This window comes from Streptantibioticus silvisoli (assembly GCF_027947535.2).
GTDB classification, from domain to species: Bacteria; Actinomycetota; Actinomycetes; order Streptomycetales; family Streptomycetaceae; genus Streptantibioticus_C; species Streptantibioticus_C silvisoli.
Genome location: NZ_JAAGKO020000005.1, coordinates 107,490 through 132,066, shown reverse-complemented (window position 1 = coordinate 132,066; position 24,577 = coordinate 107,490). Strand labels below are relative to the sequence as shown.

Annotated in this window: 8 protein-coding genes; all 8 read right to left on the bottom strand. The window is 72.5% G+C overall.

Translation table 11 applies throughout. The features are described from left to right. Positions 1 to 184: 184 nt before the first annotated feature. Complete coding sequence (locus POF43_RS05705) at positions 185 to 4,165, bottom strand: non-ribosomal peptide synthetase (protein ID WP_282704441.1); 3,981 nt, start codon at positions 4,163 to 4,165, stop codon at positions 185 to 187. Continuing rightward, positions 4,162 to 12,003 (bottom strand): non-ribosomal peptide synthetase, encoded by a 7,842-nt coding sequence (locus tag POF43_RS05700; protein ID WP_282704440.1) that lies wholly within the window; start codon positions 12,001 to 12,003, stop codon positions 4,162 to 4,164. Before POF43_RS05700 ends, POF43_RS05705 begins: the two co-directional genes overlap by 4 nt. 121 nt (positions 12,004 to 12,124) lie before the next feature. Next, positions 12,125 to 18,817 (bottom strand): non-ribosomal peptide synthetase, encoded by a 6,693-nt coding sequence (locus POF43_RS05695; protein WP_282704439.1) that lies wholly within the window; start codon positions 18,815 to 18,817, stop codon positions 12,125 to 12,127. Between the two features lie 546 nt (positions 18,818 to 19,363). Beyond that, on the bottom strand, positions 19,364 to 20,782 hold the full coding sequence (locus tag POF43_RS05690; protein WP_271322625.1) for an MFS transporter: 1,419 nt from the start codon (positions 20,780 to 20,782) through the stop codon (positions 19,364 to 19,366). Beyond that, a complete protein-coding gene (locus POF43_RS05685; RefSeq protein WP_271317613.1) occupies positions 20,782 to 21,396 on the bottom strand; it encodes an ArsR/SmtB family transcription factor in 615 nt (204 codons plus the stop codon). The genes POF43_RS05690 and POF43_RS05685 overlap by 1 nt, the downstream gene beginning before the upstream one ends. A gap of 617 nt (positions 21,397 to 22,013) precedes the next feature. Further along, the gene (locus POF43_RS05680) at positions 22,014 to 23,285 is read right to left on the bottom strand and encodes an alpha/beta hydrolase family protein (protein WP_271322626.1); all 1,272 of its coding nucleotides are present in this window, start codon (positions 23,283 to 23,285) and stop codon (positions 22,014 to 22,016) included. A 205-nt stretch (positions 23,286 to 23,490) separates the two neighbouring features. Beyond that, the gene (locus tag POF43_RS05675; protein WP_271322627.1) at positions 23,491 to 24,102 is read right to left on the bottom strand and encodes a hypothetical protein; all 612 of its coding nucleotides are present in this window, start codon (positions 24,100 to 24,102) and stop codon (positions 23,491 to 23,493) included. Next, positions 24,099 to 24,521, bottom strand: coding sequence for a hypothetical protein (locus POF43_RS05670; protein ID WP_271314665.1), 423 nt, complete (start codon positions 24,519 to 24,521; stop codon positions 24,099 to 24,101). The genes POF43_RS05675 and POF43_RS05670 overlap by 4 nt, the downstream gene beginning before the upstream one ends. Positions 24,522 to 24,577 lie beyond the last annotated feature (56 nt).

Here is a 24,577-nt window from a genome sequence, read left to right as displayed (position 1 = left end):
CGGCTCCGGCGGTGCGGTGCGCCTGATCCGCCCGGAGGGTACGGGCGGGGCGGGGGTGCGAGGCGGTACCGCCGAACGGGTGACGCGAGCGTTTCGGCGGGCGGAGGGCTTGGGGTGGGCGGTCGGAGGCGGGCGGGGTCACGCGAGGGTGCCGTGCACGAGGGTGCCGTGCGCCAGGGCGGGCCTACCGCGTCGCCACCGCGTGCTGCTCGACCGCGCGGACCAGGATCTCCAGTTGCTCGTCGTCCTTGACCATCCGCAGGTGACGGCCCGGCAGGTCGACGATGTCCAGGCCGCCCAGGTGGAGCTGCTGCCAGTAGGCGGTGTACTGCTCGTGGGGCACCTCGTCCTCGTTGCCCTCCGGGCCGGCCAGCCGGACCGTGTCGCTGACGAAGAGCGTGGTCGGGGCGAAGGACGGCCGGGCCCGGTGGCCGGCCAGCGAGTCGACCTCGGCCTCCATGACCGCGTAGGGCAGCCACTCCTCCAAGGTCACCGACTCCGCGTCGATGTTCAGCCGCGGCGCCATCGCCCGCAGCTCGCGCGCGGTCTCCTCCCGGGCCGTCCCGGTCTCGTCCTGGCCCCTGCGCCACAGCGCCTCGGCCTGCCGGTAGACCTCGGCGTGCCCGAGGAACCACTCCTGGCGGTCGGGCCCGGTGACGGCCGGCTCCAGCAGGTACGCGGCGCTGACCGCGTCCGGCTGCTGCGCGCACATCTCCTGCGCCAGCACCGCGCCGGTGGACCAGCCCAGCAGCAGCACCGGTCCCTGCGGCTGGACCGAGCGGATCTCCTGCCAGTACCGGGCGGCCATCGCCGCGACGCCGAGGATGGGCGCCTCGCCGGCGTTGAGTCCGGACGCCTGCACGCCGTAGACCTCGAACGAGTCGGCGAGCCGGGCGGCCAGCTGCCGGTAGGAGTGCGTGCTGCCGCCGCCGGGGTGGATGCAGAACAGCCCCGGCAGGTCCGGCGCCTCCTCCCGTTCCGTCAGGCGCACGACGAGGCCGGACGGTGCCGGGGCCGGGCCGGCGACGGCCGCCGCGAGGGCAGCGACGGTGGTGTACCGCATGACCTGCTGCACGCTGACGGTCCAGCCGGCCTCGCTGACCCGGGAGGCGACCCGGACCGCCTTGATGGACTGCCCGCCCAGGTCGAAGAAGTTGTCGTGGACGCCGATGGTGTCGATGCCCAGCACGTCGCTCCAGATGGCGGCGATCGCGCTCTCCGCCGCGGTGCGCGGCGCGGCGAAGTCGGCCTCGAGGTCCGGGCGCTGGCTGTCGGGGGCCGGCAGCGCCTTGCGGTCGACCTTGCCGTTGGGGGTCAGCGGCAGCTGGTCCAGCGGCACGTACACCGTGGGGACCATGTACTCCGGCAGGCCCTGCAGCAGGTGGGTGCGCAGGTCGCCGGCCGTCGGGGCGGTGGCACCGCCGGCGGCTACCAGGTAGGCGACCAGCCGCTTGTCGCCGGTGGCGTCGGTGTGGACGGTGACGGTGGCGGCGGCGACCCGCGGGTGCGTGATGAGGTTGTTCTCGATCTCGCCCAGTTCGATGCGGTAGCCGCGCAGCTTGACCTGGTCGTCGATGCGGCCGATGAACTCCATCTGCCCGTCGGCCCGCCAGCGCACCAGGTCACCGGTGCGGTAGACCCGCGCGCCGGGTTCGGCGGAGAACGGGTCGGGCACGAAGCGGGTGTCGGTCAGCTCCGGGCGGTTGAGGTAGCCGCGGGCCACGCAGATCCCGCCCAGCAGGCACTCCCCCGGCACCCCGATCGGCACCGGCCGGTCGTAGCGGTCGACGACGTAGGCCGTGGTGTTGGTGATCGGCACGCCCACCGGGCTCGCCGGGGAGGTGGTGTCGATGGCGGTGGTCAGGCTCATCACGTTGGCGACCGAGCCCTCGGTGGCGCCGTACTCGTTGGAGATGACCGTGGTACGGCTGCTGGAGCGGAAGACCCGGTCCGCCAGCGTCGGCGACAGATCCTCACCACCGGCCACCACCGTGGCGATCGCGTGCCGTGCGCCCGCCGCCTCCAGATGCGCGGTCAGCACCTCCAGGTGCGACGGCGTCGCCTTCAGAAAACCGATCTCCATCCCCGACAACACCAGCTCGATCGCCGCATCGAACGCCGAACGATCCGGACCCGGAACCGGCACCACGATCCGCTGACCCTGAATCAACGGCAAGAACAACGCCGTAATCGTCAGATCGAACGTCACCGACGAATACAACAACGTCCCCACACCATTATCCGCCACCGGCGGATAATTGCGGTCACACCAATCCAGATAATTCACCACACCCCGATGATCCAACTGCACACCCTTCGGCCGACCCGTCGACCCCGACGTATAAATCACATACGCCAGATCATCCGGACCCGCCACCGCCACCGGATCACCCACCCCACCCGCCGGCCACTCCACATCCACCAACAACTGCGGCACACCCACCGGCAACCGACCACTGTGACCCGACTGCGTCACCACCAACGGCGTCGCCGTATCCTCCACCATGAACGTGATCCGATCCGTCGGATAATCCGGATCCAACGGCACGAACGCCGCCCCCGCCTTCAAAATCCCCAACAACGCACACACCAACTCCGGACCACGATCCAAACACACCGCCACCAACTGATCCGGCACCACACCACGCTCCCGCAAATGCCACGCCAAAGCATTCGCCCGCTCATTCACCTCCCGATACGACAACGACACACCACCGAACGACACCGCCACCGCATCAGGACAACGCCGCACCCGCTCCTCGATCAACCCGTGAATCGTCGCCGTGTCCGGATACGGACCCGACGTCGCGTTCCACTCCACCACCACCTGCTCCCGCTCCGCCCCCGTCAGCATCTCCAGTTCCGACAGCAGGGCGTCGGGGTGGTCGACGACGGAGGCCAGCAGCGTCTCGACGTGGCCGGCCATCCGCTCGATGACGTCGTCGTCGAACAGCGCCCGGTCGTAGACGAACTTGAACTCGAAGACGTGCCGGGCGGTGGCCACCAGGGTCAGCGGGAAGCCGGTGCGCTCCACGCAGTTGACCAGCCGGCGGTCCATGCCCTGCGGCAGGTCGGACTCCTTGCCGATCACCGGGTAGTTCTCGAAGACCAGGATCGACCGGAACAGCTGCTCGCCGCGCGGGATGCGGCTGTACTCGCGCACGTCGACCAGGTGGCAGTACTCCCACTGCCGCATGTCCAGCTGCTCGTCCTGCAGTTCGCGCAGCCAGTCGGCCGTCCGCGCGGCGCCGTCGACCCGCCCGCGCACCGGGAGGGTGTTGATGAACAGCCCCACCATCGACTCGATCTGCGGCATGGCGATCGAGCGGCCCGAGTTGGTCGAGCCGAACAGCACGTCCTCGCGGCCGCTGTAGCGCGACAGCAGGACCGACCAGACGCCCTGCACGAGGGTGTTCATGGTGATGCGCTGGGCGCGGGCGTACTCGCGGGCCCGGGTGAAGAGCGCCGGGTCGGAGAAGATCTCCAGCTCGCCGATGCCGGTCGCACCGGTGTCGCGGTCCACGTGCAGGTCGGTCGGCTCGGTCACCCCGTCGAGGTAACGGGTCCAGAACGCCTTGGAGTCGGCGGGCCGCTGGGTGCTGAGCCACTCGATGTACCGGCGGTACGGGACGGCCGGCGGCAGGGTGACCGGGGTGTTCTCCAGCAGGCCGCGGTAGATCTCGAACAGTTCCTTCTGGAGGAACTGGATGCTCCAGCCGTCCAGCAGGATGTGGTGGAACGACCACACCAGCAGCCGGCGTTCCTCCGCCGTGCGCAGCACGCCGATGCGTACCAGCGGCGCCCGCGACAGGTCGAACCCGCGCTCCCAGTCCTCCGCCAGGAACTGCTTGACCCGCTCGTCCTGGACCTCCTGCGGCAGGCCGCGCAGGTCACGGGCGGTGAAGGGCAGTTCGGCGGTGCGCTGCACGACCTGGACCGGCTCGGAGACCCCCTCCCACACGAAGGCGCTGCGCAGGATGGTGTGCCGGTCGATGAGCCGCTGCCACGCGTCCCGCAGGCATCCCTCGTCGAACGGCCCGGTGATCTCCTCGGTGATCTGCACCGTGTACGGGCGGGTGTCGGAGGTGTCCTCCAGCGAGTGGAAGAGCATGCCGAACTGCAGGGGCGAGAGTCCGTAGACATCCTCGACGTTGTGAGCGCTCATGCGGAGAACCTCTTCAGGATCGCGGCCATGTCGGTGTCACTGACACCGGTGAGGGGGGTGCCTTCGCTGGACCGGCCGGCGTCGGCGGAGCGGGAGCTTTCGGAGATCAGGCCGCGCAGGCGGGCCACCATGTCGTCGGCGAGGCGCTCGACGGTGCGGCGCTCGTGCAGCGCCCGCGAGTAGCCGAAGTGCACGGTGAACGTGTCGCCCTCGACGGCGGCGGTGACGTCCAGGACGCTCCAGCGCATGCCGTCGGGACTGATGGAGTCGCCCCTGGGCTCGCCGGGGGCGGCGTACCTGCCGATCCCGGGCAGTTGCTCGGTGAACTGGCCCAGGTAGTTGAAGTTGACCTCGGGGGTGGGCTGGGCGCCCAGGGGTGCGGCGGTGTCCGGCGCGCCGAGGTAGCGCAGGATGCCGTAGCCGACGCCCTTGTTCGGGACCCGGTCGAGCTGGTCCCTGACGGCGGTCAGCGCGGCGGCCGGGCCGGCGGCCGGGTCGAGCCGCAGCGCGACCGGGAAGACGCTGGTGAACCAGCCCACCGTGCGGGACAGGTCGACGTCCGGGAAGAGGTCTTCGCGGCCGTGGCCCTCCAGGCCGATGAGCGTGTCGTTCCGCCCGGTCCAGGTGCTGAGCGCGCCGGCCAGCGCGGTGAGCAGGGCATCGTTGATGCGGGTGTTGAAGGCCCGGGGGATGTCGCGCAGCAGCGCGCCGGTCTCGCGTACGGTCAGTGCGGCGCTGACGCTCGCGGCGGTGTTCACCGCGTTGACGCCGTCCCGGTCGCGCGGCAGCCGGCCGACCGGCTGGGGTTCGCTCCAGTAGCCGGCCTCCGCGCGTGCCTCGGCCGATCCGGCGTAGCGGGCCAGGTGTTCGGCCCACGCCTTGAACGAGGTGGTCTTGGCGGGCAGCCGCGGCACGGTGCCGGCGGCGCGCTGTTCGTAGGCGCTGCCGAGGTCCTCCAGCAGGATGCGCCACGAGACGCTGTCGACGGTGAGGTGGTGGACGGCGATCAGCAGCCGCTGTCCCCGGGCCGGGCCCAGGTCCATCAGCGCGCACCGCAGCACCGGTCCCTTGTGCGGGTCGAGGCTGCGCTGGACCTCGTCGCCGATGCCGCGCACCGCCGGCCACACGGCCTCGTCGGTCAGGTCCGACAGGTCGTGCACGTCGAGCAGGTGGCTGCCGGCGCTGTCGTCGAGGTGCTGGCTCCAGCCGTCGGCGCCGTTGGTGTACCGCAGCCGCAGGGCGTCGTGGTGTTCGGTCAGGTCGCCCAGCGCGAGCCGCAGCGCCTGCGGGTCGAGTCCGTCGGCGGCCAGCAGTTCGGCCTGGTTGAAGTGGTGGCTGTCCGGCAGGTCCTTTTCGAAGAACCAGTGCTGGATGGGGGTCAGCGGCACGTCGCCGGTGACCTTGCCCTGTTCCGCGTCCACCGCGCAGCCGTTGCCGGCCTGGAGGGCGATCTCCGCGATGGTCTGGTGCTTGAAGATCATCCGGGGGGTGAGGTGGACACCGGACTTCTTGGCGCGGGCGATCATCTGGATGCTGATGATCGAGTCACCGCCGAGCTCGAAGAAGTTGTCGTGGATGCCGACGGTGTCGATCCCCAGGACCTCGCTCCACACCTCGGCGAGGGCCTGCTCGACCGCGTCGCGCGGGGCGGCGTAGGCCGAGCCGATGTCGGGGCGGTGGCCGTCCGGGGCGGGCAGCGCCTTGCGGTCGACCTTGCCGTTGGGGGTCAGCGGCAGCTGGTCCAGCGTGACGTAGACGGCCGGGACCATGTAGTCGGGCAGGCCCTGGAGCAGGTGGGCGCGCAGGTCCCCCTCGGTCGGGGCGGCGTTGCCGGCCGGGACGAGGTAGGCGACCAGGCGCTTCTCGCCCGGGGCGTCCTCGCGGACGACGACGGCCGCCGCGCTGACGCCGGGGTGGGTGAGCAGGGTGTTGTCGATCTCGCCGAGTTCGATGCGGTAGCCGCGCAGTTTGACCTGGTTGTCGATGCGGCCGATGAACTCCATCTGCCCGTCGGTACGCCAGCGCACCAGGTCGCCGGTGCGGTAGACCCGGGCGCCGGGTTCGGTGGAGAACGGGTCGGGCACGAAGCGGGTGCCGGTCAGCTCCGGGCGGTTGAGGTAGCCGCGGGCCACGCAGATCCCGCCGAGCAGGCACTCGCCCGGCACGCCGATCGGCACGGGCTGGTCGTAGCGGTCGACGACGTAGGCCGTGGTGTTGGTGATGGGGACGCCGACGGAGGTGGTCTCCCGGCTGGAGTCGACCGTCGTGGTCAGGCTCATCACGTTGGCGACGGAGCCCTCGGTGGCGCCGTACTCGTTGGAGATGACCGTGGTACGGCTGCTGGAGCGGAAGACCCGGTCCGCCAGCGTCGGCGACAGATCCTCACCACCGGCCACCACCGTGGCGATCGCGTGCCGTGCGCCCGCCGCCTCCAGATGCGCGGTCAGCACCTCCAGGTGCGACGGCGTCGCCTTCAGGAAACCGATCTCCATCCCCGACAACACCAGCTCGATCGCCGCATCGAACGCCGAACGATCCGGACCCGGAACCGGCACCACGATCCGCTGACCCTGAATCAACGGCAAGAACAACGCCGTAATCGTCAGATCGAACGTCACCGACGAATACAACAACGTCCCCACACCATTATCCGCCACCGGCGGATAATTGCGGTCACACCAATCCAGATAATTCACCACACCCCGATGATCCAACTGCACACCCTTCGGCCGACCCGTCGACCCCGACGTATAAATCACATACGCCAGATCATCCGGACCCGCCACCGCCACCGGATCACCCACCCCACCCGACGGCCACTCCACATCCACCAACAACTGCGGCACACCCACCGGCAACCGACCACTGTGACCCGACTGCGTCACCACCAACGGCGTCGCCGTATCCTCCACCATGAACGTGATCCGATCCGTCGGATAATCCGGATCCAACGGCACGAACGCCGCCCCCGCCTTCAAAATCCCCAACAACGCACACACCAACTCCGGACCACGATCCAAACACACCGCCACCAACTGATCCGGCACCACACCACGCTCCCGCAAATGCCACGCCAAAGCATTCGCCCGCTCATTCACCTCCCGATACGACAACGACACCCCACCGAACGACACCGCCACCGCATCAGGACAACGCCGCACCCGCTCCTCGATCAACCCGTGAATCGTCGCGGTGTCCGGATACGGACCCGAGGTGGCGTTCACCTCCACCACCAGCTGCTGGCGCTCCGTCCCCGTCAGCATGTCGAACGTGGACAGCGGGGCGCCGGGGTCGGCGGTGACGGCGGACAGCAGGGTCCGGAAGTGGCCGGCCAGGCGTTCGGCGGTGGCCGGTTCGAACAGGTCGGTGCGGTATTCGAGCGCGGCCTCCAGGCCGGCGGCGGTCTCCGCGAGGGTCAGCTGGAGGTCGAACTTGACCTGCTGGCCCTCCACGCCGACCGGTTCGACCGTCAGGCCCGGCAGGGTCCAGGTGTCGTCCTCGGGGGCGTTCTGCAGCACGAGCATGGTCTGGAAGAGCGGGTTGCGCGACAGGTCGCGCGTCGGGGCGAGCTCGTCCACCAGGCGTTCGAACGGCAGGTCCTGGTGGTCGTAGCCGCCGAGCGCGGTGTCCTTGACCCGGTCCAGCAGCTCGGTGAACGCCGGGTCGCCGGCCAGGTCGGTGCGCAGCACCAGGGTGTTGACGAAGAAGCCGATCAGGCCCTCGATCTCGGCGCGGTTGCGGCCGGCGATCGGGGTGCCGACCGCGATGTCCTGCTGGCCGCTGTACTTCGACAGCAGCAGCTGGAAGGTGGACAGCAGGGTCATGAACAAGCTGGCGCCCCGCTCGCCCGACAGGCGCTTGGCCCGCTCGGCGACGTCGGCCGGGATGGTGAACCGGACGGTGTCGCCGGCACCGCTGGGTTCGGCGGGCCGCCGGTGGTCGGTGGGCAGCTCCAGCGGTTCGAGGTGGGCGAGGTGTTCGCGCCAGTAGTCCAGCTGCCCGTCCAGCACCTCGCCGGTCAGCCGGTCGCGCTGCCAGACGGCGAAGTCGGCGTACTGCACCGGGAGTCCGGGCCGGTCGCCGGTGTCGGTACCGGTCGCCGCCGCGGTGTAGAACTCCCGCAGCTCGCGGGCGAGGATGCCCTCCGACCAGCCGTCCGCGACGATGTGGTGGACGGTCAGCAGCAGGTACTGGTCGTCGTCGGCGAGCCGTACGACGTCCGCGCGCAGCAGCGGTCCGGCCGTCAGGTCGAAGGGCAGGGCGGCCTGGGCGCGGACGATGCCGCGGGCGCGCTCCTCGCGGGCGGCGGGGTCCGCGACGCCGCGCAGGTCGTGCACGCTCGCGGTCAGCGGCCGCGGGGCGTCGACGATCTGGGCCGGGCGCCCGTCGTCGTCGGCGGCGAACCGGGTGCGCAGGATCTCGTGCCGTTCCGCCAGTGCGGTCAGCGCCGTGCCCAGCGCGCCGGTGTCGAGCCGTCCGCGGACCCGCAGGCCGATGGGGACGGAGTACTTGGCGCTGCCCGGCTCCAGCTGGTCGAGGAACCACAGCCGCTGCTGGGCGAACGACAGCGGCAGCGGGCCGCCGTCGCGGGGGGCCGGGGTGATCGGCTCGCGCCCGGCGGTGCCCATGCTCTCGACGGCGGCGGCGAGCCGGGCCGGGGTGCTGGCGGTGAAGACGGTACGCACCGGCACGTCGGTGCCCAGGTCGGCGCGGATGCGGGAGGTGACCTGGGTGGCGAGCAGCGAGTGGCCGCCGAGTTCGAAGAAGTCGTCGTGCACGCCGATGCCGTCGATGCCGAGGATGTCGGTCCAGATGGCGGTGACGGCCCGCTCCATCGCGGTGCGCGGCGGGGTGTGGGCGGTGTCGGGCCGCTGCCGGGCGTCGGGGGCGGGCAGCGCCTTGCGGTCGACCTTGCCGTTGGGGGTCAGCGGCAGCGCGTCCAGGGTGGTGAACGTGGTCGGGACCATGTGGTCGGGCAGCCGCAGCCGCAGGTGGGCGCGCAGGTCGGAGGCGGTGGGTGCGGTGCCGCCGGCCGGGACGGTGTAGGCGGCGAGGTAGCGGCCGCCGGGGCCGTCGTCGCGGATGGTGACGGTGGCGGCGGCGAGGCCGTCGTGGGTGAGGAGGGTGGCCTCGATCTCGCCCGGTTCGATGCGGTAGCCGCGCAGCTTGACCTGGTCGTCGATGCGGCCGGCGAACTCCAGCCGGCCGTCGGGGAGCCATCTGGCCAGGTCGCCGGTGCGGTAGACGCGGCGGGTGGCGCCGGCCAGCCGCAGGGTGGTGAACTTCCGGGCGGTCAGCTCGGGCTGGTTGAGGTAGCCCAGGGCCAGTCCGGTGCCGCCGACGAGCAGTTCGCCGGGGACGCCGACCGGGACCGGCTTGTCGTAGCGGTCGACGACGTAGACCTCGGTGTTGCGGATCGGGCGGCCGATCGGCGGGATGGGCTCGCCGGGGACGACGTCGGTGGAGGTGGCCACGACGGTCGACTCGGTGGGGCCGTAGTTGTTGACGACGCGGAACGGCAGCCGGACGTCGGCGGGCAGGCGCAGCAGGTCGCCGCCGGTCAGCACGTACTCCAGGGCGGTCGGGGCGTCCCAGGGCAGGGCGGCGAGCGCTTCGAGCATGGGGGTGGGCAGGAACGTGCCGCGGACGGCCTGGTCGGTCAGCCACTGCTGGAGGAGCGCGGGGCTGAGGCGGACCGCCTCGGTGGTGACGCAGCAGGTGGCCGCGGCGGCGAGGGCGGGCCACAGCTCCCAGGCGGCGGCGTCGAAGCCGACGCCGGCCAGCAGGGCGACGCGGCTGCCGGCGGTGATGCCGAAGGTCCCGGCGGTCCAGCGCATCAGGTTGACGAGGCTGTGGTGCCGGATCTGCACGCCCTTGGGGCGGCCGGTGGAGCCGGAGGTGTAGATGACGTAGGCGAGGTCCTCGGGGGTGCCGGCCGGATCCGGTTCGGTGGCGGGCCGGTCGGCCGGCCACTGGGTGTCGGCCAGCAGCCGGGGGGTGGCGGCGGGGAGCCGGTGGGCGTGGGCGGTCTCGGTGATGACCAGGGGCGCGGCGCTGTCCTCGACCATGTACGCGAGGCGGTCGGCGGGGTAGCCGGGGTCGAGCGGGACGTAGGCGGCGCCGGCCTTCAGCACGCCGAGCAGGGCGGCGATCATGTCGGGCGACCGGTCGAGGCAGACGGCGACCAGCCGGCCGGGGCCGATGCCGAGGGAACGCAGGTGGTGGGCGAGTTGGTTGGCGCGCTCGTCGAGGGCGTGGTAGGTGACGCCGCCGGTCGCGGTGGCGACCGCGACGAGCTCGGGGTGCCGTTCGGCCGCTTCCGCCACGAGCCGGTGGACGGTGGTGGCTGTTTCCGGCCCGGTGGAGGTGTCGTTCCAGTCGGTCAGCAGGCGGGTCCGCTCGGCGGGGGTGAGCATGTCGAGTTCCGACAGCCGGGCGCCGGGGGTGGCGGCGACGGCGGCGAGCAGCGTGCGGAAGTGGCCGGCCAGGCGTTCGGCGGTGGCCGGTTCGAACAGGTCGGTGCGGTACTCCAGCGCGGCGCTGAGGCCGTCAGGGGTCTCGGTGACGTTGACGGTCAGGTCGAACTTCGCGAAGCCCCGCTTGACCTCGGCCGGATGCACCCGGGTGCCGGTGAACTCCCAGGCTCCGGCGGCGCCGTCCGCGGCGGCCTCCTGCGGCGCCTGGAGGACGAGCAGGGTCTGGAAGAGCGGGTTGCGCGACAGGTCGCGTTCGGGGGCGAGTTCCTCCACGATCCGTTCGAACGGCAGGTCCTGGTGGTCGTAGGCGCCCAGCGCGGTTTCCTTGACCCGCTCCAGCAGCTCGGTGAACGCCGGGTCGCCGGACAGGTCGGTGCGCATGACCAGGGTGTTGACGAAGAAGCCGACCAGCTCCTCGATCTCCGCGCGGTTACGGCCGGCGATCGGGGTGCCCACCGCGATGTCCTGCTGTCCGCTGTACTTCGACAGCAGCAGCTGGAAGACCGACAGCAGCACCATGAACAAGCTGGCGCCCCGGTCCGCCGCGGCGGCCTTCAGACCCGCGGTGACGTCCGCCGGGACGGTGAAGGTGTGGGTCGCGCCCCCGCTGCCGACAACGGCCGGGCGCAGGTGGTCGGTCGGCAGCTCCAGCGGCTCGACACCGGTCAACCGCTCACGCCAGTAGTCCAGTTGCCCCTCCAGCCGCTCGCCGGTGAGCCAGCCCCGCTGCCAGACGGCGAAGTCCGCGTACTGCACGGGCAGTTCGGGGAACTCCGCCTGCCGCTGGCCGAGGGCGGCGGCGTAGCGGTCACGCAGCTCACCGGCCAGGACGCCTTCCGACCAGCCGTCCGCGACGATGTGGTGCACGGTGACCAGCAGGTACTGCTCGTCGTCCGCGGTGCGGACCACGTCGGCGCGCAGCAGGCGCCCGGCCGCCAGGTCGAACGGGCGGCTGCCCGCGGCGCGCAGGATCTGCCGGGCCTCCTCCTGCCGGTCGCCGGCGCCGGCCGGGCCGCGCAGGTCGTGGACGGTGGCGGTGACCTGCCACGGTTCGCCGACGATCTGCGCCGGCTGGCCGTCCGCGGCCGCCTCGAAGCGCGTGCGCAGCACCTCGTGCCGGGCCACCAGGCCGCTCAGGGCGCTCTCCAGCGCGGGGACGTCCAGCGGGCCGGTGACGTGCATGCCGAACGGCAGCAGGTATTCGGCGCCGCCCGGCTCCAGCTGGTCGAGGAACCACAGGCGTTGCTGCGCGAAGGACAGCGGCACCGGGCCGTCGGTGTCCCGGCGCGGAATGCGGCCGGAGTCCGCCCGCTGCCGCATACGGGACAGGAGACGCGCTTCGATCGACTTCTCGCCCATCATCTTCTTTGCTTCCTATCTATCCACGTCTATCCACGCGGTCGCGGAGGGAGGTTTTCCGGGCCGTTTCCGCCGACCGGCGCCGCTGCGGGAATCAGGAGCGGCGCCGGTCGGCGGACATCGCCTAGGAGGGCAGTTCTTCGGATGCGAGCAATTCGATGAGCTGGCCCTTGATACCGACGACCGAGGGCTGGAGGAACAACGTGCGCAGGCTCACCCGCACACCGGTCGCGGATTCGATCCGGTTGACCAGCCGGGTGGCGAGCAGGGAATGGCCGCCGAGGGCGAAGAATCCGTCGTGGACGCCGACCCGCTCGACGCCGAGGACGTCCGCCATGATCTCGGCGAGCAGCGTCTCGATCTCGTCGCGCGGGGCGGTGTACTCCCCGCCGCCGTCCACCCCGTCGCCGTCGGGGACGGGCAGCGCCTTGTGGTCGACCTTGCCGTTGGAGTTCAGCGGAAGCGCGTCGAGCACCGTGAACACCGACGGCGTCATCGCGCGCGGCAGGCGTTCACCGGTCCAGACCCGCAGCGCCGCCGGGTCCAGGACGCGGCCGGGTGCGGCGGTGCAGTAGGCGGCCAGCCGCTTGTCGCCGGGGGTGTCCTCGCGGACGACCACCGCGCAGGTGCCGACGTCGGGGTGGTCCAGCAGCGCGGCCTCGATCTCGCCCAGTTCGATGCGCACGCCGCGCAGCTTCACTTGGCGGTCGACCCGGCCGAGCAGGTCCAGGTCGCCGTCCGCGGTGAACCGGGCCAGGTCGCCGGTGCGGTACATCCGGGCCTCGCCACCGGCGAACGGGTCGGGAAGGAAGCGTTCGGCGGTCAGTTCTGGGCGGTTGTGGTAGCCGCGGCCCACGCTGGCGCCGCCGAGGTAAACCTCGCCCAGGACACCGGCCGGTACCGGCGCGCCGGCCGGGTCGAGCACGTAGACGGTCTGGTTGGACATCGGGCGGCCGGCCAGCACCCGGCCGGCCGGGTCGTCGCGGCGGGCCCGCCAGAACGTGGTGTCCACCGAGACCTCGGTGGCGCCGTAGAGGTTGACCAGGTCACCGGGCAGGCGGTCGAGGAACCGTTGGACCAGGGCGGCCTGGAGGGGTTCGCCGCTGCAGAAGGCGTACCGCAGGTCGGCGCAGTCCTCGGGGCGGGCCTCGGCGACGAACAGGTCCAGCAGGCTGGGCACGAAGTGCAGACCGACCACGTGGTGGTCGCGCATGAGCCGGCTGACGGACGCCATGTCGAGGCGGTCGGCGCCGGGGACCAGCACGACGTTGGCGCCGCGCCACAGCGGCCAGAAGATCTCGTAGGCGGACACGTCGAAGGACAGCGGTGTGGCCTGGAGGAAGCCCTCGCCGGCCTTGAGCGGGAACTCGTCCTGCATGCCGGACAGGTAGTTGACGACGCCGCGGTGTTCGATCCGCACGCCCTTGGGCCGGCCGGTGGAGCCGGAGGTGTAGATGAGGTAGCACAGGTCGCCGGGGCCGGCGGTGGGGGCCGGGGCGGTGGTGGGCCGGCCGGCGAGGGCGGCGGCGTCGCGGTCCAGGGCCAGCCGGGTCGTGCCGGGCGGCAGCCGGTCCAGGTGACCGGAATGGGTGACGATCAGCGGTGTCGCGCTGTCCTGGACGAGGTAGCCGAGCCGGTCGGCGGGGTGCTCCGGGTCGAGCGGGACGTAGGCGCCGCCGGCCTTGAGGACGCCGAGCAGGGCGCGGACCATCTCGGGGCCGCGTTCGAGGCACACCCCGACCGGGACGTCCGGGCCGACGCCCAGGTCGCGCAGGTGGTGGGCGAGCTGGTTGGCCCGCTCGTCCAACTGCCGGTAGGTCCAGGTGTCGGGCCCGCAGCTCAGCGCGGGGGCGTCGGGGGTGCGCCGGGCCTGCTCCTCGAACAGGCTGTGCAGGGTGGCGGTGTCGGGGCGGCTGGCGGCGGTGTCGTTCCACCGCACGAGGATGCGGTGCCGTTCGGCGGGGGCGAGCGGGCTCAGTTCGGACAGGGCGGCCTGCGGGCGGGCGGTGACGGCGGCGAGCAGGTTCTGGAAGTGGCCGGCCAGCGCCCGTACGGTGGCGTCCTCGAACAGGTCGGTGGTGTAGACGATGGCGCCGCCCAGCGTGCCGTCGCTCTCCTCCACCAGGTACATGCCGAGGTCGAACTTGGCGTCGTGCCGGGCGGTGGTGACCGGCTCGACAATCAGGCCGGGCAGCCGCCAGGTGTTGAGGTCCGGCACGTTCTGCAGGATGAACAGGGTCTGGAACAGCGGGTTGCGCGACAGGTCGCGTTCGGGGGCGAGTTCCTCCACCAGCCGTTCGAACGGCAGGTCCTGGTGGTCGTAGGCGCCCAGCGCGGTCTCCTTGACCCGCTCCAGCAGCTCGGTGAACGTCGGATCGCCGGACAGGTCGGTGCGCATGACCAGCGTGTTGACGAAGAAGCCGACCAGCTCCTCGATCTCCGCGCGGTTGCGTCCGGCGATCGGGGTGCCCACCGCGATGTCCTGCTGCCCGCTGTACTTCGACAGCAGCAACTGGAAGACCGACAGCAACGCCATGAACAAGCTGGCGCCCTGACCCGCCGCGGCGGCCTTCAGACCCGCGGTGACGTCCACCGGGACGGTGAAGTGGACGATCTCGCCGTGGCCGCTGCGTTCGGCGGGGCGCCGGTGGTCGGTGGGCAGCTCCAGCGGTTCCAGCCGGTCGAGCCGTTCGCGCCAGTAGCCCAGCTGGGCGTCCAGCACCTCGCCGCTGAGCCAGTCGCGCTGCCAGACCGCGTAGTCGGCGTACTGCACGGGCAGGGCGGGCAGGGCGTCGGCGGTGCCGGCGCCGGTGGCCGCCGCGGTGTAGAGCGCGGCCAGCTCACGGGAGAGGATGCCGGCGGACCAGCCGTCGTAGGCGATGTGGTGGACGGTGACGGTCAGGACGTGGTCGTCATCGTCCAGCCGCAGGAGGGCGGCCCGCAGCACGGGGCCGGCGGCCAGGTCGACCGGCCGGCGGATGTCGGCGTCCACGAAGTCGCGGGCGGCGGCCTGCCGGGCGTCGGGGTGCAGGTGGCTCAGGTCGTGCCGGACGGCGGTGACGGGTGCCGGGGCGTCGACGAGCTGGGCGGGCTCGCCGTCGTGGCCGGCGGTGAACCGGGTGCGCAGCACCTCGTGCCGGGCGACGAGCGCGGTGAGCGCGGCGTCGAGGGCGGCGGTGTCGAGCGGTCCGGTGACCCGCAGCGCGACGGGGACGAGGTATTCGGCGCGGCCGGGCTCCAACTGGTCGAGGAACCACAGCCGTTGCTGGGCGAACGACAGCGGCAGCGGGCCGCCGTCGCGGGCGGCCGGGGCGAGCCGGGCGGCGTCCGAGACGCCGGTGGCGCTGACGGCGGCGGCGAGCCGGGCGGGGGTGGGCGCGGTGAACAGGGTGCGCACCGGCAGGTCCACGCCGAGGGCCTTGCGGATGCGGCTGGTGACCTGGGTGGCGAGCAGCGAGTGGCCGCCGAGTTCGAAGAAGTTGTCGTCGACGCCGATGGCTGCCACGCCGAGGATGTCGGACCAGATGGCGGTGACCGCCTCCTCGGCCGGGGTGCGCGGCGCGGTGTAGGCGGACTCCAGGTCGGGGCGCAGGTTGTCGGGGGCCGGCAGGGCGCGGCGGTCGGTCTTGCCGTTCGGGGTGAGCGGCAGCCGGTCCAGGGCGACGAACGCGGCCGGGATCATGTGGTCGGGCAGGTCCCGGCGCAGGTGGGCGCGCAGTTCGCCCGCCGTCGGGGCGGTGCCGTGCGCGGCGACGGTGTAGGCGACCAGCCGCCGGTCGCCGGGGGTGTCCTCCCGCACGATGACGGTGGCGGAGGCGAGGGCGTCGTGGGCCAGCAGGGTGGCCTCGATCTCGCCCAGTTCGATGCGGTAGCCGCGCAGCTTGATCTGGTTGTCGGCCCGGCCGACGAACTCCAACTGGCCGTCGGAGCGCCATTTGACCAGGTCACCGGTGCGGTAGACGCGCCGCAGGGTGCCGTCCACGTCGCGGTGGGCGAACTTCTCGGCGGTCAGCTGCGGCTGGTTGAGGTAGCCGCGCGCCAGGCCCGGGCAGCTGATCCAGATCTCGCCCGGGATGCCCACCGGCACCGGCCGGCCGTGCCGGTCGACGACGAAGACCCGGGCGTTGGCGACCGGCCGGCCGACCGGGACGAAGTCCGGCGTGCCCTCGATGCGGGCGGTGGTGGCCTCCTGGGCCGCCTCGGTGGGGCCGTAGCCGTTGACCAGCGGGACGCGGGAGTGGGCGAACCACTGTCTGACCTGCTCGTGCTGGAGTGCCTCACCGCCGAGCCGGACCAGGCGCAGTCGCGGTCCCAGCGCGTCGGGGCCGTCCAGTTGGGCGGTCAGCGCGGCGAAGGCGGACGGCGTGAGCCAGGCGACGGTCACCGCGGCGTCGCGCAGGGAGGCGGCCAGGGTGTCGGGGGCCCACCGGTCGTCGCGCAGGACCAGGCAGGCACCGCAGGTCAGGGCGGCGAACATCTGGCCCACGGAGGAGTCGAAGGCGATCGAGGCGAACTGCAGGACGCGGTCGTCGGGGGTCAGGTCGAGCTGCCGGCGGGTCTCGCGCATCCGGGCCCGCAGCGCGCCGTGCTCGATCTGGACGCCCTTGGGCTTTCCGGTGGAACCGCTGGTGTAGATCGTGTAGGCCAGCGAGTCCGCGGTGGCGGCGGGCGGGTCGGTGACGGGCTGCGCGGCGAGGGCGGCCGGCCCCTCCTGGTCGAGCAGCAGGCGCGGGGTGGCGGCGGGCAGCCGGTGGACGTGGGCGCTCTGGGTGATGACCAGCGGGGTGGCGCTGTCCTCGACCATGTAGGTGAGGCGGTCGGTCGGGTAGTCGGGGTCGAGGGGCAGGTAGGCGGCGCCGGCCTTGAGGATGCCGAGCAGGGCGCAGATCATGTCGGTGCCGCGGTCGAGGCAGACGCCGACCAGGCTGTCGCGGCCGACGCCGCGCGAGCGCAGGTGGTGGGCGAGCCGGTTGGCCCGCTCGTTCAGCTCCCGGTAGCTGAGGGCGCCGGCGCCGCAGCTGACCGCGGGGGCGTCCGGGCGCAGCGCGGCCTGCTCCTGGAACAGCTGGTGCACGGTGACGTCGTCGGGCCCGTCGGTGGTGGCGCCGTTCCAGTCGACCAGGATCTGGCGCCGTTCCGCGGGGGTGAGCATGCCGGCCGCCGACAGCCGGGCCGCCGGGTCGGTGGTGACGGCGTCCAGCAGGGTCTGGAAGTGGCCGGCCAGCCGCTCCATGGTGGCCCGTTCGAACAGGTCGGTGCTGTAGACGATCATGCCCTCGAAGGACCGGTCGGCCGCTTCGGTGACGTAGAAGGTGAAGTCGAACTTGGCGTCCTGCGCCTGGACGGTGACCGGTTCGACGGTCAGGCCGGGCAGGTCCCAGCCGTCGGCGTCGGGCATGTTCTGCACGACGAACATGGTCTGCACGAGGGGGTTGCGCGACAGGTCGCGCTCGGGGGCGAGTTCCTCCACCAGGCGTTCGAACGGCAGGTCCTGGTGGTCGTAGGCGCCCAGCGCGGTGTCCTTGGCCCGCTCCAGCAGTTCGGTGAACGTCGGGTCGCCGGACAGGTCGGTGCGCATGACCAGGGTGTTGACGAAGAAGCCGATCATGTCCTCGATCTCGACGCGGTTGCGCCCGGCGATCGGGGTGCCCACCGCGATGTCCTGCTGGCCGCTGTACTTCGACAGCAGCAGCTGGAAGACCGACAGCAGCGTCATGAACAGGCTCGCGCCGTGCGCGGTGGCCGTGCCGCGGGCCCGGTCGGCGAGGGCGGCCGGGATGGTGAAGACGAAGGAGTCACCGCTGCCGCTGCGCCGGGCGGGCCGGCGGTGGTCGGTCGGCAGCTCCAGCGGTTCCAGGCCGGTGAGCCGCTGCGACCAGTAGGCCAACTGCTCCGCCAGCACCTCCCCGGTCAGCCAGTCGCGCTGCCAGACCGCGAAGTCGGCGTACTGAAGGGGCAGTTCGGGCAGCGGGTCGCCGCCGGCCGCGGTGCGGGCGGCGGTGTACAGCGCGGAGACCTCCCGGGCGAGGACACCGGCGGACCAGCCGTCGAAGACGATGTGGTGCACGGTGACCGCGAGGATGGCCTCGTCGTCCGTCAGCCGGATGAGGAAGGCGCGGATCAACGGTCCGGTGGCCAGGTCGACCGGCTGGAACGCGTCGGTGTCGATGATGTGCCGGGCGGACTCCTCCCGGGCGTCCGGGTCGGCGAGGTGGCGCAGATCGCGCACGGCGAGCGGCAGCGGCCGCGGCGCGTCGACCGTCTGCCGGGGGTGGCCGTCGTCGTCGGCGGTGAACCGGGTGCGCAACGAGTCGTGCCGGGCCACCACCGCGGTCAGCGCCGTCTCCAGCGCGCCGACGTCCAGCGGGCCGCGCACCCGCAGCCCGATCGGGATCAGGTACTCGGCCCGGCCGGGGTCCAACTGGTCGAGGAACCACAGGCGTTGCTGGGCGAACGACAGCGGCAGCGGGCCGTCCCCGGCGGCCGCCGCGGCCATGGCCGGCTCCTCGGGCACCTGCCACCCCGCGGTGGCGTCGCCGACGGACCCCAGGCTCGCCTCGAACAGCAGCCGGGCCCGCTCGAACGCCTGCTGTTCGAGGTAACCGGAGATCGCGCTGACGGTCATCGGCCGGGAAATCGAGGAGAGGTGGACTTCGGTGCCGAATTCGTCCGCGACGCGCCGCGCCATTTCCCCGGCGAGGGTGTCGTTTCCGCCGAGTACGAAGAATTCGCTGTCACCGTCGATCCGGTCGGCGCCGAGAAGCTCCTGCCAGATCGCCGCGATACGGATCTCCGCCGGAGACAGATCGTCGCGCACGGCCGCCGTACCTGTCGCGGGAGCCGCAAGGGGATTCGTCGTCATGCGTCCACCAGATCCTCGTCATCGGCCGGCTCGGGGTGAGCCGTTGACCATCAGCCGATTTCGATGCTGGCAGAGGCGGTGTGGGCAGATAACTGGTCACTTTCACCCCGGGGGGCGGTGGCCGCATGTACCCGGAGGGGGGTCCCTCCGGGGGTGGTGCGGCTCCGGGGACAGCCGCTCCGGGGGGGGCGGTGCGGCTCCGGGGGGGCGGTGCGGCTCCGGGGGGCGTTTCCGCGCCGGGGGGAGCCATCGCTCCGGGAGCGTTCCCGCACCGGGGGCGGTCAGGCTCCGGGGGTGCAGCCGCGCCGGGGCGTTTCCGCACCGGAGGTGCCGCTCCGGAGGGTGCCGTCGCTCCGGAAAACCTTTCCGCACCGCAGGAAGCCACCCCGGAGGACGCCGCCGCGCCGGAAGACCTTTCCGCACCGGAGGAGTGACCGGCGGAGGGACGCCTCGTGCGCCGGCGGCACGTTCGGCCGGCGGCGCACAGGGCGGGGCGGTGGGTCAGGTGGTGGCCAGCTCCGGTGCGGATTCCGCGGTCCGCCGGGCGGCCTCCGCGTCAGCCTCCCGCGCGGCCGTCGCGGCCGGCTCCCGCTCCCCCGCGGTCGACGCGGCCGGCTCCCCGGTGGGTGCCGTCGGCGCCGCCGTGGCGGGTGCCTTGCGCATGCCGGCCCACTGGCGGCTCATCCCCGGCACGCCGATCGCGACGAGGTAGAGCCCGCCGACGATCCACAGGGCCCCGGTCACACCGGCCACGGTCACCAGTCCCGCGCCGACCAGGCCGCCGAACGGGATTCCGGCCCAGGTGACCGCCTGGGCGAGGGTCTTCACGCGGCCGAGCAGCGCGGTCGGGATCAGCTCGTACGTCACGGCGCCGACGATCGGGTTGACGAAGCCGGAGCCGAGGCCGCCGATCGCCAGGACCGCGAGCACGCCCCACAGCGGGACGCCGGCGGCCATCGCGACGAAGCGCGGGATGCCGCCGATGAGCATGCCGACCAGGTAGACCGTGCGCCGGGGCAGCCGCTCGGCCAGGCCGGCCGCCACCAGGGCGGCGACGATCGAGGTCGCGGCGAAGACGCTGACCACCAGCCCGATCACCGCGGGGCCGTTGCCGGACTCCTTGGCCCACACCGGGAGCAGCACCGTCATGAACGCCTGGTCCAGCAGGTTGGTCGCGGCCAGCATCCCGACGATGGCGCGCAGCAGTCCGGCGCCGCGCAGGAAGTCCGCGCCCTCGCGCAGCCGGACGAGGTAGCCGGCGCTGTCGTCGACGGGGAGTTCGTCGGGCTCGGGGACCGGGTTGGTGAGGGTGGTGGAGACGATGAGGGCGGAGACCCCGAACAGCGCGGAGGTGACCCACAGCGCGTAGACGCTGCCGAAGGACGCGACGATGACGCCGGCGATCGCGGGGCCGACCGTCGTGGCGGTGCGCTCGACCGCGCCGCACAGTCCGGTGCCGCGTTCCAGCGGTACCCGGGCGGCGCGGGTGGCGGGCGGTACGAAGAGCCCCTTGGCGCCGTTCGCCGGGCCGTCCGCTATACCGACGACGGCCAGGAGCATCAGCAGCACCCCGAAAGAGAGCGTCCCGGTGAGGTAGAGCACCGGTGCGATCGCCATCGCCGTCATGGAGGTCAGGTCACCGAAGACGCTGACCTTCTTCGGGCCGATGCGGTCGATGACCGGTCCGGACAGCGCCTGCGAGATGACGTAGGGCAGGATCTGGCAGAACGCGACCAGGCCCGTCTTGCCGATGCTGCCGGTGGTGGTGAGCACGAACCACGGCAGCGCGATCGACAGCACGCGGTTCGCCGACAGAGCCGCCGCGTTGGCCGACAGCAGACCGATCAGCGCGCCCAGGAAACGCTTGCCGGGCACCTCCGTCGCCTCGGTGCTTGTCACCGCGGGCATCTGATGGGACATCACTTCTCCGTTTCGGTCGCGTCGGTGCGGGGCTGCCGGTCCTCGGGGCTGGGGAACATCTGGAACTGGAAGGAGACGCGGGCCGCGCCCTCGGTGGGCCCGGCCTCGGCCGCGGCGGCCGTGCGGCGCTTGAGTACGCGGTGGAACTCCGCCATGAGGTCCTTCGCCTCCTCGGGCGTGAGGGTGAACGCGTAGTCGCCGAAGTCCTGCGCGTCGCGCCACTCGTGCGTCAGGGCCGGGGTGGCGGCGACCGCGCGGAGCATGTTGTCCGCCCAGACCTGGGCGAGCGAGCCGAGGAACGCGGCGCCGAGTCCCCCGCCGTCGGCCAGCAGATCGCTGTCGGGCACCACGGTGTTGGCGTGGGCGGCCTGCCACCACCGCTCGCGGCGGACACCGCGGTCCGGCACCTCGGTGATGAAGCCGTGCTCGGCGAGCTGGCGCAGGTGGTAGCTGGTCGCGCCGGTGTTCTGGTCCAGGCGGCGCGACAGCGTCGAGGCGGTCGCCGGCCCCTCGGTCCGCAGAATCCCGAGGATGCGCACCCGCAACGGGTGGGCGATCCCGCGCAGGTTCCGCGCGTCCAGGCTCACTTGCGGCAGCGGTTCGTTCGGCTCCATGCGGTTCACCATACGAGTCCACAGGAGTCTTTGCAAAGGAAATCTTGTACTCACCAGTAACTTATGGACGTGAGACGCCGCCGCACGCTCCGGCGCGAACGAGGCGTTCAGCCAGGGGCGTTGCGGGCGAACCGGCCGGGAACGCGGGGCGAGGAGGCGCCGCCCGCGCAGGCGTGCGGCGCGACAGCGCACGGCCCGCCGCAGCTGCCGGGCGTGGACGCGGTCGACCGCGCGGTCGACCGCGGCGGAGCGGTCCGCACGCCACGGCAGGGCACGGCACGAACGCTCGGGTCGGCCGGGCCCGTCCCGGCGTCGAACCCGGCGGTGCGCGGGGCGCGGGGTGTCTGCGGCGCTCAACTGGACCAGGAGGGGACGGGCCTGACGCACCGACGGCGGCCACCGGGGCGGCACGCAGCCGCCGGGGTGTGGAGCGGCGACCCCGGCGAGGGTCGTGTCTCGTGTGGAGACCGGCGACCTTCGGCTGCACGGACCGGCCGTCATGGGCGTTGGCGGCGGGGCCATCCACGACGAGGGCCGGTCCGTCCTCGTGCAACAGGCCGTGCGTCCTGGAACCCGCCCGGCCCCGGCCCCCGGAGGCTGCGGTCACCCTGCCGAGATCAGTCGACGAACTCCATCGCGGGGTAGCGGCCGGACGGGCCGGTCAGCAGACGGCCCGGCCGGCCGAGCAGCCAGTGGCCGAAGTAGGCGGACACGTACGCCTCGGTGGTGCGGACGGCCGTGGCCGGGGCGATCGTGCCGATGTCCCCGGTACGGGTGGCGGCCGGCAGGCCCAGCTGCGGGACCAGCGCCTCGGCGTCCGTGAACGAGGCGTGCTCCGAGCCGCGCAGCGTCAGTTGGCGCGTCCAGCCCGGCGTGTGGGCGCGGAACGCCTGCCAGCCGGGGCCGGTGTCGGTGCTGCCGTCCTTGCCGAGCAACAGGAACGGGTCCTTCAGCCCGTGCTCGGCCACCGGCATGAGCGTGCCGTCGTACTCGGTCAGGTTGCCGTCCATGTCGATCCCGGCCCGGATGCGCGGGTCGGCGTCCATGGCCAGGGCGGCGGCCGTACCGCCCATGGAGTGGCCGAACATGCCGACCTCGGACAGGTCCAGCGCCCCGGCGAGCCCCGGCGGCAGCGGCGTGCCGTCCGCGTCGGGATCGTGGCCGGCGTCCAGCAGGCCCAGTTGGTCCAGCACGAACCGGGTGTCGGCGACCCGCACCGCGAGGGCCTTGTCGATGAACGCGCCGGGGTCGGTCGGCGTGACCATCGTGGCCAGTGAACCGTCCGGGAACTGGACCTCCGGGGATTCGTAGGTGTTGTCGACGGTGACCACGACGTAGCCCCGGGAGGCGAGGTCCTCAACCAGCGTGGTGTCCCAGGTCCGCGGCTCGCCCAGCCCCGGCGAGTAGATCAGCACCGGCAGCCGCCCGCGCCGGGCGGCGACGGGCGCGCCCTGGACCGCGTGCGTGACGGTCGCCGCCCAGTCGGTGCGCCCGGGCGGCACGCCGAGCCCGAGGTAGCCGTCGGCGGTCACGGCGTCGAAGTGCGCGGCGGCCCCGGGCAGCATGTAGGGCGCGGCGGGGTGGCCGGCCGTCCGCGTGGCCGGGTAGTAGACGCTGACCATCAGTTCGCGGGACGGCTTGCCGGTCACCCAGGGGTCGGGCCGGGAACGGTCCACCAGGTGCAGCGGCACCTCGCCGACCCGGTACGGGCCGGTGGGCGCCGGCAGGCTCGGTGCGACCGGGGGCGCGGGCGGCGCGGGGGCCGGGGCGGCGCCGGCCGGCGGAGCGGCGGCCGTCGTGCCGATCACGAGCGCCGCGCAGGCGACGACGGCCCATCGCCGCGCGCGACGCCGGGGAACTCGCCGTATCAGGGGCTGATCCTTCGTCATACCGCCATGCTCCGACGGCCGGACCCGGCTGCGCCATCCGGCCAACCCCCGTTCCGGCAGTGGGTGTTCCCCCACCCCGGTGGTGCCGGTGGCCGCCGTGCCGGTCCCGTTGACGGACGGCGGGCCGGGCGGGAGGCAGCCCGCGGCCCCGCCCAGCCCTGGCTGCCGCGAACGCCTCGGCCGCCGGCCCGCACGGGACTCCGTCTCAGGCGCGGACCTTCCACCGCAGCGTCGTCAGGTGCGCGTCGAACAGCTCGGTCAGCAGATGCGCGAGCGGACCGTCGGGATTGCCGTCGCCGAGGGTGATGAAGGTGAAGATGACCCAGAAATGCCGGCTGTCCGGGGCCGAGACGGTGTAGGTCACCCGGCGCCCGGCGTGCGTGGCCAGGGGTTCGGCCTCGGGGTCCGCCAATTCGACCGTCTCCTCGCGAAGCGCGGGCCGGCCGTCCACCTCGACGATCTCGGTACGGGCCGCGCTCGCCGAGGCGATCGCCTTGAGGACGTCGAGCGGGGCGACGTCGTCGGGGTCCGGGTCCCGCCACTCCGACACGGTGTAGGACGCCGGGACGGCGGAGCCGTCGACCGTCTCGACCGGCAGGGCGATCAGACCGGCACCGGCGGCTTGAGCGTGCGCGACGACCCGGGCGAGCTCCTTCCTGACCTCCTTGCGGAACGGCGTCGCCGTGTCGCGCGGCACCTCGGCGGGAACCGCGCCGTGTGCCAGCTCCGTGAGCCGCCGCTCAAGAGCACTGTGGTCGCGCGGATGCAGCGACAGGGTCTCCCAGCCCGGGATCTGGACGATCGAATACGCGCTCATGCGGCCTCTCCCGAGGGTACGACTGCTCCCAGAAGCTCGACCATCGCCGAGACCAGGGCCTCGGTGGCCCCGATCTCGGGTGTGCGGGCGGAGACGACGACGTCGAGGTCCCAGGCACGGCGGACGAGTTCGATGCGGGCGGTCAGGGTGTCATCGGACTCGAGCTCGAACGCGACGACGGCGATGCCGTCGGCGAGGGACGCCGGCAGGCTGGCGACCGCCGGCCGGCCCAGCGGTCCCTCGCGCCGGGCCCCGACGCGATCGAGCAGGTAGTCCGGGTTGCGGTCGAGGGGTTCGAACGCCCGGACCCGGGACCAGGTGGCACCCTTCGCCGGCACCGCGGTCGCCCGGAACCAGCCGGGCTCGGGGCCCTGCTGCCACGACGCGGGGAGCGCGTCGATCTGTAGTCGGCCGTTCATCGCCCTTCTCCTCAATCCTCAGGTGCCCCTTCCCGGAGACGCCTGTCGACAACAAC